At 35.8% G+C, this 10,308-nt stretch carries 13 protein-coding genes; 1 reads left to right on the forward strand and 12 read right to left on the reverse strand.

Annotation, left to right across the window (positions count from 1 at the left end; translation table 11 throughout):
- A partial coding sequence (metG, locus tag RT445_RS09465; protein ID WP_396631800.1) for a methionine--tRNA ligase occupies positions 1-1,084 on the reverse strand: 1,084 nt, incomplete at its 3' end.
- Between the two features lie 334 nt (positions 1,085-1,418).
- Between metG and RT445_RS09470 the strand changes: the two genes are divergently transcribed.
- Entirely contained in the window at positions 1,419-1,697 is a 279-nt protein-coding gene (locus tag RT445_RS09470; protein ID WP_274795150.1) for a transition state genes transcriptional regulator AbrB, read from the forward strand.
- 227 nt (positions 1,698-1,924) lie between these two features.
- Here the strand turns inward: RT445_RS09470 and rsmI are convergent, their stop codons facing one another.
- From rsmI to RT445_RS09525, 11 genes are all read right to left on the reverse strand, one after another.
- Positions 1,925-2,797, reverse strand: a complete 873-nt coding sequence (gene rsmI / locus RT445_RS09475; RefSeq protein WP_274795149.1) for a 16S rRNA (cytidine(1402)-2'-O)-methyltransferase — start codon at positions 2,795-2,797, stop codon at positions 1,925-1,927.
- Positions 2,794-3,057 carry a GIY-YIG nuclease family protein gene (locus RT445_RS09480; protein ID WP_274795148.1) on the reverse strand — a complete coding sequence of 88 codons (264 nt, stop codon included), beginning with the start codon at positions 3,055-3,057 and terminating at the stop codon, positions 2,794-2,796. The genes rsmI and RT445_RS09480 overlap by 4 nt, the downstream gene beginning before the upstream one ends.
- Entirely contained in the window at positions 3,041-3,790 is a 750-nt protein-coding gene (locus tag RT445_RS09485) for a tRNA1(Val) (adenine(37)-N6)-methyltransferase (RefSeq protein WP_274795147.1), read from the reverse strand. Before RT445_RS09485 ends, RT445_RS09480 begins: the two co-directional genes overlap by 17 nt.
- 63 nt (positions 3,791-3,853) lie before the next feature.
- Positions 3,854-4,210: a DNA replication initiation control protein YabA gene (gene yabA / locus RT445_RS09490; RefSeq protein ID WP_274795146.1), complete on the reverse strand. Its 357-nt coding sequence runs from the start codon at positions 4,208-4,210 to the stop codon at positions 3,854-3,856.
- Positions 4,211-4,237: 27 nt separating this feature from the next.
- Positions 4,238-5,053 (reverse strand): PSP1 domain-containing protein, encoded by an 816-nt coding sequence (locus RT445_RS09495; protein ID WP_274795145.1) that lies wholly within the window; start codon positions 5,051-5,053, stop codon positions 4,238-4,240.
- Positions 5,046-6,050 carry a DNA polymerase III subunit delta' gene (holB, locus tag RT445_RS09500; RefSeq protein ID WP_274795144.1) on the reverse strand — a complete coding sequence of 335 codons (1,005 nt, stop codon included), beginning with the start codon at positions 6,048-6,050 and terminating at the stop codon, positions 5,046-5,048. Before holB ends, RT445_RS09495 begins: the two co-directional genes overlap by 8 nt.
- 156 nt (positions 6,051-6,206) lie before the next feature.
- The gene (locus tag RT445_RS09505) at positions 6,207-6,647 is read right to left on the reverse strand and encodes a YaaR family protein (RefSeq protein ID WP_274795143.1); all 441 of its coding nucleotides are present in this window, start codon (positions 6,645-6,647) and stop codon (positions 6,207-6,209) included.
- Between the two features lie 141 nt (positions 6,648-6,788).
- Complete coding sequence (locus tag RT445_RS09510) at positions 6,789-7,118, reverse strand: cyclic-di-AMP receptor (protein WP_155594094.1); 330 nt, start codon at positions 7,116-7,118, stop codon at positions 6,789-6,791.
- Positions 7,119-7,276: 158 nt separating this feature from the next.
- Positions 7,277-7,906, reverse strand: a complete 630-nt coding sequence (gene tmk, locus RT445_RS09515) for a dTMP kinase (protein WP_313470463.1) — start codon at positions 7,904-7,906, stop codon at positions 7,277-7,279.
- Positions 7,907-7,923: 17 nt separating this feature from the next.
- Complete coding sequence (locus RT445_RS09520) at positions 7,924-9,348, reverse strand: aminotransferase class I/II-fold pyridoxal phosphate-dependent enzyme (RefSeq protein ID WP_449826346.1); 1,425 nt, start codon at positions 9,346-9,348, stop codon at positions 7,924-7,926.
- A gap of 268 nt (positions 9,349-9,616) precedes the next feature.
- Positions 9,617-10,054 carry an SRPBCC family protein gene (locus RT445_RS09525; RefSeq protein WP_274795141.1) on the reverse strand — a complete coding sequence of 146 codons (438 nt, stop codon included), beginning with the start codon at positions 10,052-10,054 and terminating at the stop codon, positions 9,617-9,619.
- Positions 10,055-10,308 lie beyond the last annotated feature (254 nt).

Consider the following 10,308-nt stretch of genomic DNA (forward strand, 5'->3'; position numbering starts at 1 on the left):
CTAAATCATTTGCTAAATCAAAGTTTGTACGTTCGATAAATGATTCTGGAGAAAATACCCCGTCAGAGCCAAATGGCAATTCACGTAAAAGGAAATAACGTGTCGCATCTAGGCCATAACGCTCGATTAGCATTTCTGGATAAATGACATTTCCTTTTGATTTAGACATTTTACCGTCTTTCATCATAATAAAACCATGGGCAAATACCTTTTTTGGTAATGGCAAATCTAATGCCATTAAGAAAATAGGCCAATAAATAGTATGGAAGCGAACAATATCTTTTCCTACTACATGTACATCTGCTGGCCAATATTTGTTGAACAATGTCTCATCATCTGAAAGATATCCTAGAGATGTAATATAATTCGTTAATGCATCCACCCACACATAAATGACATGCTTTGGATCCCCAGGTACTTTAATTCCCCAATCGAAGGAAGTTCTTGATACAGATAAATCTTCAAGTCCTGGTTTAATAAAGTTGTTAATCATTTCATTTTTCCGTGATTCGGGCTCAATGAATTCTAGATTTTCTTCATAATAAGCTAATAAACGATCGGCATATTTCTTCATATTAAAGAAATACGATTCTTCTTTTACTTTGTGCACTGGTCGACCACAGTCTGGACAATTTCCATCAACTAATTGAGTCTCTGTAAAGAATGATTCACACGGTGTACAATACCAGCCCTCATATTCGCCTTTATAAATATCTCCATTATCTAAAAACTTCTGGAAGATCTTTTCGACAGCTTTAGTATGTCGTTCTTGCGTTGTTTGAATAAAGTCATCGTAAGAAATATCCATTAAAGCCCATAGCTTTTTAGCAGCATCTGCGATTTCATTTACATAATCTTGAGGGTGCTTACCTGCCTCTGCTGCTTTTTCCTGTATTTTTTGTCCATGCTCGTCCATACCTGTTAAAAAACGAACATCATAGCCACGTAAACGTTTATAGCGTGCAATAGTATCAGATGCAACTGTTGTATATGCCGTACCAATATGAAATTTCCCACTTGGATAGTAAATGGGTGTTGTTATATAGAATGTTTTTTGTTGTTCACTCACAAGAACTGCCTCCATTGTTCTACAATATACTCTCTATTCTAACGAAGTACGAAATTCGTTTCAATGAAAGTTTATTACATGCGAAAATTGTCGAATAATATATTCAATCCATTAAATGACTTAAATAAGAACCTTTTTTACTATTATAGAAAATATTTATTAAAAACCTTTTAAAATAATTAAAATATCTGCATTCTTCTCAAAAAAATTTTTCTAAAACCATAATATTAGTGTATTAATTAATTGACGTTTATGGCATTACTTGGTATGATAACTATCAGACAAGGAAATAATGTCGAAATTTGACGAAATACAAATATAACTTTTATAAATTAGGAGGAAATCTATTATGAAATCAACAGGGATTGTTCGTAAAGTCGATGAGTTAGGTCGTGTAGTAATTCCTATCGAGTTACGTCGTACGCTAGGTATTGCTGAAAAGGACGCTTTAGAAATCTATGTCGATGATGATAAAATCATCTTAAAAAAATATATGCCTAATATGACATGTGCCGTTACTGGTGAAGTTTCAGATGATAACTTCCGTCTAGTTGGAGGCAAATTAATTTTAAGTCCAGAAGGCGCTGAAATGTTAGTAAAAGAAATCCAAGCTAACTTAAAAAAATAACCTTCTTACTCACCTAAATCAACTCAGTGATTTAGGTGTTTCTATTTGTATACAAATTAATATACCCAATTTCTATACCCCTTATAATGTCCATGTCAGACCTTTCTACTCAAGGTTACTATTATTTACAATTCTTATCAATTTAAAATTAGTTATGTCGACGCTTTGTAGCAAGAAGCTTCAAATTAAAATAAAGAGCTACCTAATAAGGTAACCCTTTACTATTATTAACTATGATATTCATTATAAATATCTCTCTTCGCGACTTGTCTTAGCTTGGCTACTTCCTTAATTGCCTCTTTTGATGTAACATTCGATTGATTAATAATGTAATCTACATGTTCCACAACCGACATCGTTTGCCAATAGGCTTCTTCTTCATTTTCCTCTTCGACAGAGCTATTACCTTCAAGGACTATACAAAACTCTCCTCGTATTTCCTCTGTCTGTGACCATTCTACAGCTTCAACCAATGTACCACGTAAAAATTCTTCAAATTTCTTAGTTAGCTCTCGGGCTAAGACAATGCGACGGTTACCGAGTATAGCCTCCATATCTTTTAATGTATCCTTTAAGCGATGTGGTGCCTCATATAATAAAATAGTTTCTTGACGTTTTTTTAGTTGCTCTAATTGCTGCCGACGTTCTTTTTTTCCACGATTCAAAAAGCCATAAAAGAAAAATGGCTGTGGCGTCAATCCAGAAGCAATTAATGCTGATATCGCTGCATTCGGACCTGGTACAGGCACAACAGGAAAGTTTTCAGCAATTGCTTTTTCGACTATATCCGCTCCCGGATCAGAAATACAAGGTAAGCCTGCATCACTTACTAAGGCAATTGTTTTCCCTTCATGTAGTAAAGTTAATAATTTTTCTCCACCTACTGCTAAATTATGTTCATGGTAGCTGATTAATGGGGTTTCAATATCGAAGTAATTACATAGCTTCTTTGTATTTCTTGTATCTTCTGCTGCTATAATATCGGCCTCTTTTAAAATGCGCAATGCACGTACACTCATATCCTCTAAATTCCCAATAGGTGTTCCTACCAGATATAAACAGCCTGTCAAATCGTGTATTGTACTTTTTTGAGATTTCACGATTCACCCCTCCTTATATAATTTATTTTCTGTGTTCTTGTTAATTGCTTAAATGCATATTCAGCACGCATAGCTTCTTGCTTTGTCTCAAACATTTCATTATAAATACATTTCACTGGACCTCTAGCTCTTGTATATTTTGCCCCTTTACCAGCGTTATGTATAGCAACACGTTTTTCTATATTATTTGTATACCCAGCATAAAGTGTTTGATCCGCACACTCTAGTACGTAAAAGTAGTGATTATTGCTCTTTTCCATAAAGGATCTCTCTCACTTCTTCTGTATATTCATTATTGGCATCATAGACATACAAAGGTGGCAAGATTTTTAAATCTGGCTTCCCATCTTTTATTCCTTCTATTAGTAACGTATTGGCTTCTTTACCTTCTTTCGGATAAATGAGTTGCATCCTTTTAGGCTCTAAGCGATTTGCTCGCATCGCTGTAACAATATCTAATAATCGACCTGGACGATGCACAAATGCAGCTTTGCCACCTTGCTTTAATAACTTACTGGCTGATTGAATAGCTTCTTCTAATGTTAAATATAGTTCATGTCTTGCAATGGCATGATGTTCACTGAGATTTTTATCACTTGCCTCATGAGCCAAAAAATAAGGTGGATTGCAGGTAACAACATCATACTTTTCAATGCCTAATTGTTTCGGTATTTCTTTTACATCGCCAAGAATCATTTGAATTTGATGTTCTAATTGATTATAACGGATACTTCTCTCTGCCATATCAAATAAACGTGGCTGAATTTCTACTCCCTTTATTTGTCCCTTTGTACGTGCACTTAAAAAGAGAGGGATTACACCATTCCCTGAACATAAATCAACAATATTCCCCTTATGGTAGGGAATATTAACAAACTTTGAAAGCAATACTGCATCTAATGAAAACGAAAAGACGGAGGGGCTTTGAATAATACGCAAATTCTCAGCCAACAAATAGTCTAATCGTTCATCATCCTTTAGCCAGTTTTTCATGCTTATTCCTCCTACTCTACAAAACAAAAGACTGATACCACCTTAGTGGGAATCAGCCTTCTATTACGCATTTTGTTTATTTAAAAATGATAGACAAAACAGACAATCTTCACCTTTACGTGAACTTCCAAAATGAACATGACAAACATGGAAGCCTTCCTGATATAAGCGAGCAAGATTATCATAACCTTCACCTATATCTAACGGACTCTCTTTCTTTACTTCAGCAGCTTGTACGGAGTTTGTATTAGAAAGTAGTTCTTCTAGACGTGTACGAAGATGATGATTTTCTGTCTCAAGCGCTTTATGCTCTTCCATCATTAACGCTACAAATTGTTTCAATGCACCGAATTGCTCCTGCATTGCTTCGAGCTGTTGTTCGAACTCCATAACGGTATCTAAGAAATTACGGTCCTTCACCCAAGCCACCTCGTTAAATTCTCTATCTTAAATAAGATTTTTTTCGCATGCTAGTAGTTCTTCTAGTGTATACTCAACTGTGCGTTCCTGCTCTTGTAAATATACTTGTATCAGTCTTTCTAGCACATTTAACCCTACAACTTTACCGCGGCCATCTGGTGTCATCGTTACCTCACCAATATCTGGCATGCCCTCTTTTGCTTCTTCATATTCATCATTTTCATACTTTAAGCAACACATTAAACGTCCACAAAGACCTGATATTTTCGAAGGATTTAATGATAGGTTTTGATCTTTAGCCATTTTAATAGAAACTGGCTCAAAATCACCTAAAAATGTGGAACAACAAAGCATTCTTCCACACGGGCCAATGCCACCTAATAATTTTGCTTCATCACGCACACCGATTTGGCGAAGTTCGATACGTGTTCTAAAAACCGAAGCTAAATCTTTTACAAGATCCCTAAAGTCAACTCGTCCTTCAGCTGTAAAATAAAAAATAATTTTATTACGATCAAATGTATATTCAACATCTACAAGCTTCATTTCTAGATTATGCTCTATAATTTTAGTACTAGCGAGATCAAATGCACGTTTCGATTCTGCTGCATTTTCCTCAACTTGAATACGATCACGATCATCGGCTGGTCTAAGTACTTGTTTGAGTGGTAATACAACATCATTATCACCTACCACTTTTTGAGGGACAACTACTTTTCCATATTCTACACCGCGTGCTGTCTCTACAATAACATATTGATTATTTTCTAGTAGAAATGATGCCGGATCAAAATAATATATTTTACCCGCCTTCTTAAAGCGGACTCCTACTACATTATACAAATGTATATCCCTCCTGCAGATTTAGCATTAACTGCTCCATCAATAACGTCCTATTCATGTTACGTTGTAAAGAGGCGCGTGCTTGCAAAATAGATTCCAGCTGACTTGATAATCGGTCATAAGTGGAATATAACGCAACTTCTTTAAATAGTGGTAACATGTCTGGATAAGTACAAGCTGCTTCGGGATTAGCTTTTATTGACACTATATCACGGTAAGCAAATAGTAGTAAATCCAATGCTTGCTCCATCTCGCCTTTTTCTTTAAAGTTCGGTAACCAATCTTCATGTACAACGAGCATCGCTTCATGTACATTTTGTTGAATGGCATCTACTAATTTTAACACTGTTTTTCGAGCAAGTGCAAACTGCTCATCATTTGCCAAAAATATGGCCATTTCGAGCTCGTTTGTCATCATGCTTACTGTTGAAGCCATCGAATGCGAAACATTATTTTCTTGTAAATGTTTGAGTAAAACATGTCGCGGCATTTTTTGGAATTTAATATGTTGGCAACGAGAACGGATTGTTGGGAGAATTGACTGCATTTGCTCTGTTAATAAAATTGCAGTTACCTCTCCATCCGGCTCTTCTAAAAATTTAAGTATCATATTTGCTGAAGCTATATTTAGACGGTCTGCATGATGAAGCACATAGATTTTACGTCCTTCTTCTACGCCCATCATTTTCATTTCTCCAATGAGTTCTCGCATTTGATCAATTTTTATAAATTGACCATCTGGATAAATATGATGAATATTTGGGTGATTTCCTGAATCAACACGTCTGCAATTTCGACATGTTTCACATGGAACATTTTCACTAGGTTGCTCACATAGCATTAATTTGACAAAAAAGTGCATAATATCAGCCTTGCCTGTCCCTTTTTCGCCTTCAAAAATATATGCATGTGCTAATCTATTTTTGTCAAAAATCGTTTGAAGTTGCTTCATTACGACTGGTTGTAGCGTGAATAGCTCTTCAACATTCTTGGCCATAAATTTAATTTCCTTCCTATATATACAACAAAAGTGTGATTGTTTCCAATCCTTGCTTGCTGTAAAGGAACGTTACTGTAGTCCCTATGTTATTGACAATTTGCCAAAATCAAATTTGAAAAAAAGCCCGCGCCTAATAAGATCGAGACACGGGTTTTACATATATAAATTAATTAGTAAGCCTTTAATCTCACCGATTTTATCGAGGAGGTCAATTGCTTCCTTTTCTTCATCTAAAATATCTTGGGCAAGTTCAACGAGACGCGTATCAATAGTTTCAATAATTTTAAGGCGTCTTCCTTCACCAAAACGATTCCATGTATGTGATTGTTTTAAATCCATACCATGTTCTACTGTCTCTTGTAGAAATCGTTTCACAAGCATTTTAAATCTAGCAAGTTCTCGTAAATTACGTGATCTTGCAACGCGATCTCCTGCACTCGATATATCTCCTAACAAACGTGTTAGTTGTTCTGTTTGCAACTTGTTCCCTTGCTTGACGACCATATCCCCAAATCGGTTATTTTGATTATTATTTTGTAGTGGCTCTTTGCGATTTGTATTTAACCCGACACGTATATCTTGATTAATCTTCAAGGTGGTTTCGCCCCCACTAATCTTTATCTATTTCTCCTTGGCGTGATTGCATGAGGATAAATATGAAGCTTTTCTATTTAGTTTCATATTTATCCTACTTTAATTAAATGACCTCTGGTGGTTTAACATAGGAGGCTAATTTTAAAAATGATGGAATTGTTCAATTGGTAAAACAAACACAGTAGCTCCCCCTACCTCTACCTCCACAGGATAAGGTATATAGGAATCAGCATTTCCTCCTAATGGAGAAACGGGTGCAACCATTTGCTCTCGTGCTCGACAATTATCCCGAATAATATCTAAAAGTTTGGGTATGAGAGAGTCTTCAGTTCCTATCAGAAACGTCGTATTTCCTGAACGTAAAAATCCTCCTGTGCTCGCTAATTTAGTTGCGCGAAACTGATTTTTCGTTAAAGCATTTGATAAGCGGTTGCTATCCTGATCTTGCACTACAGCTACGACTAACTTCATTCGCACTCACCCCTTTTATAAAATTAACCTAGTTAGGTTTAATACTATTCCTAAGCATCAGCATTTATAAACATTTATAATCCACTATAGATATCCGTATGAAGATAAATGAATGGATAGTATCATTATATCACAATGTTGTAGACAACTTCATGCTTTTACTGCATTGCTTTCAATAATAATAACCATACATCTTCAACAACACTTTCAATATCTTGGTCTGCATTCACTACATGGATACGTTCTGGATATCGTTCTACTAATTGTAAATATCCTTCACGTACCTTCTGATGAAACGGCAAACTTTCAACATCTAAACGATTTACTTCCCGATTGTCCGTTGCATAAATACGAGCTAAGCCTACCTCTGGAGCAAGATCAAATAAAATGGTCAAGTCAGGTAATTTTTTACCGATAGCAAATTCATTAATAGAAAGAACTTCATCGACACCTATTCCTCTTGCAAAACCCTGATAAGCTAAAGATGAATCAATAAAACGATCACATATGACTAACTTCCCAGCATCTAAAGCAGGTCGTACCTTTTCAAAGTAATGCTGACTTCTTGCAGCAGCATATAATAAGGCTTCTGTCCGTTCGTCCATTGCCGTATGTTCAGGATTTAAAATAATCGTTCTTATTTTCTCCGCAATCTCGATACCACCTGGTTCTCTCGTTGCTAGAACATCAATATTCTTTTCAGTAAGTCGCTTTGCAATCATTTGAATGACTGTTGTTTTTCCTACCCCCTCTGGACCTTCGAATGTAATAAATAAATTGCTATTCATGTTGTTATTTGCCTCCACTATTTAATGACCTGAATCATTTTTTCTGCTAAACGATGATTTCCTTGGAATGTTGCACCTGCAGCTAGTAATTCTTCCAATTGACTTAGCTTTGCCACTGTTATTTTTTCTCCAGGAACAAGTAACGGTATACCAGGTGGATACGGAATAATCATATTCGTAGATATTCGACCTATTGTACGCATATATGGTAACCATTCTTTTTCTAATGATGCAATCTCACTAAAGGTAAAGGTAGGCTCTGTAATTGGTACAAAATGATAGGCAGTTTGAGAAACTGTTTTGCTATTTATTTTAGCTGTGCCTAATAGCGTTGTTATTGCTTCTTTTATACGGACTCTTATTTCAGCAAACGGGTAGGTATGTCCTTGCTTCAGCAAAGGTAACATAAGTAAGACCTGATTCGCATCAGCTAGCTCCCCATAGACATGTTGTGCCTCTAATGCTTCTTGTAGCTGAAAACCACTATAACCATCGACACGTAACAATAGTTTTAATGGATCATCTACCTCAATTACTTCCAATGAACCAATCGACCTTAAAGCCTCAACCCATTGTTTCTTTTTTTCTATTATATATGCCCCATCACTCTCCATATATGTCTGTACATAGTAGCGAGCATCATCTAATGAAGCCAATAGCACATAAGATGGGCTGCTAGATTGTAACATACGTAAATAGTGATGTATTTTATCGGCATCTATCAATTCTGACTTTACATGCATAAAGGATGCCATTGTCATAGCTGGTAGTGTTTTATGCGCTGATTGTACAACAACATCTGCCCCAAACGACAAAGCAGATGGTTGAAATAGATGACACGCACTAAAATGAGCGCCATGTGCTTCATCCACTAATACAGGGATTCTCTTCTCGTGACAATAAACAATTTGTTGCTGTACTTCATTAGAAGTGACCCCATAATAAGTAGGATATGTTAAAACTACTGCTTTCGCTTCTGAATAATTATCTATTGCTTCTTTGAGATCATGAAAAGTTACATGTGTTGCCGTTAACGTCCGGTCATCCCATATTGGTGACACAAATATAGGCTTTGCTCCAACAAGTTCAATGGCATGAAATATAGATTTATGTGCATTTCGCTGAACAATAATAGTATCACCCTTATGACAAGTGGCATAAATCATTGCTAAATTTCCAACAGTAGAGCCACCTACTAGAAAAAAGCTTTTTTTGGCTCCATATGTATCTGCTAATAAATTTTCTGCTTCTAATATCATTCCCTCTGGATAATGTAAATCATCCAGATCCGTTAATTCAGTTACATCATACCGCATAACATCCTTAAATGCTTGAGGGAGGTGGGACAGCTCGCCATGCTTATGGCCTGGGACGTGAAAGGAAATATTTTGTTGTTTTCGAAAACGTTCTAATCCCTCTATAATTGGCTTTTTCTTATCCAAAACAAACACACCCATTTTCGTTAAGATTCTCATTTAATTATACGGGATTATACCACGATAAAAAAGCAATCCCTCGACAAGGCATTCCATATTTATTTGTTACCTATAGAAATTTCAACAAAATGTCTTATTATCCTCAATGTCGCTGCATTGTTATTGCAGTTGAACCTTTACTCTAATCAACAAAAATATGTACTGATTCCATATAAAAACCGATTATTGTCATTACCTTCAATAATCGGTTCTCTTCTTAAATCAAAATCATAAGCTATTCCTTTGCCACGGTAAACGCCATTTCTTCCACTAATTGTTCTACGAGTCGAGGTACAAAATTATCTAGTATGGGATTCATTATCGCTGCTAGAAAACCGCTAGCCTTCATTGATAAGCTTCCAATTAATAGAAATGATCCATCTGGATTTTGTTTTATTTCAAAGGAACCGTCACCATTAATCGGATCAGATAACCCCTCTAAATCAAAAAGTACTTGATGAACCTCTGATTTTGTCTGAGTAAGTTTCACTTTAACAGCTTTTTGAATAACGCCAAAATCACCTTGGAAGACCCAAATCATATCATTTTTATTTAGTAATTCGTGATGTAAGTAACCTGGTATTAAAACAGCCCAACGTTCCTTATTTAGAATAAAACTCTCTAATTTTTCTTTCTCTACCTCAATATCCTTTCTATATTGCCCTGTTGCCATTACACTGCACCCCTTTGTGAATTTTAATCACTCCATTAAACTTTAGCATTTTATGGGTTTAAAAAGCAATTTCACCAGGTTTTTTATGTAACAGTTATTTGACCCTTACTTGAAAAATATCCTTGTCAAATCAACAATAGGAAATCGGCAACCTCAAGCTCAATATAAAAAAACCACTGATTTCTCAGCGGTTTCTTTTTTGCCTAGCGACGTCCTACTCTCACAGGGGGAAGCCCCCAACTACCATCGGCGCT

The sequence above is a fragment of the Lysinibacillus sp. genome (genome assembly GCF_032093475.1).
GTDB lineage: Bacteria > Bacillota > Bacilli > Bacillales_A > Planococcaceae > Lysinibacillus > Lysinibacillus irui.

What these genes read in the sequence shown, in the direction of transcription:
- RT445_RS09470 (WP_274795150.1), top strand. Translation starts at nt 1,419, where the DNA reads ATGAAATCAACAGGGATTGTTCGTAAAGTCGATGAGTTAGGTCGTGTA.
- RT445_RS09480 (WP_274795148.1), bottom strand. Translation starts at nt 3,057, where the DNA reads ATGGAAAAGAGCAATAATCACTACTTTTACGTACTAGAGTGTGCGGAT.
- RT445_RS09485 (WP_274795147.1), bottom strand. Translation starts at nt 3,790, where the DNA reads ATGAAAAACTGGCTAAAGGATGATGAACGATTAGACTATTTGTTGGCT.
- holB (WP_274795144.1), bottom strand. Translation starts at nt 6,050, where the DNA reads ATGGCCAAGAATGTTGAAGAGCTATTCACGCTACAACCAGTCGTAATG.
- RT445_RS09510 (WP_155594094.1), bottom strand. Translation starts at nt 7,118, where the DNA reads ATGAAGTTAGTCGTAGCTGTAGTGCAAGATCAGGATAGCAACCGCTTA.
- tmk (WP_313470463.1), bottom strand. Translation starts at nt 7,906, where the DNA reads ATGAATAGCAATTTATTTATTACATTCGAAGGTCCAGAGGGGGTAGGA.
- RT445_RS09525 (WP_274795141.1), bottom strand. Translation starts at nt 10,054, where the DNA reads ATGGCAACAGGGCAATATAGAAAGGATATTGAGGTAGAGAAAGAAAAA.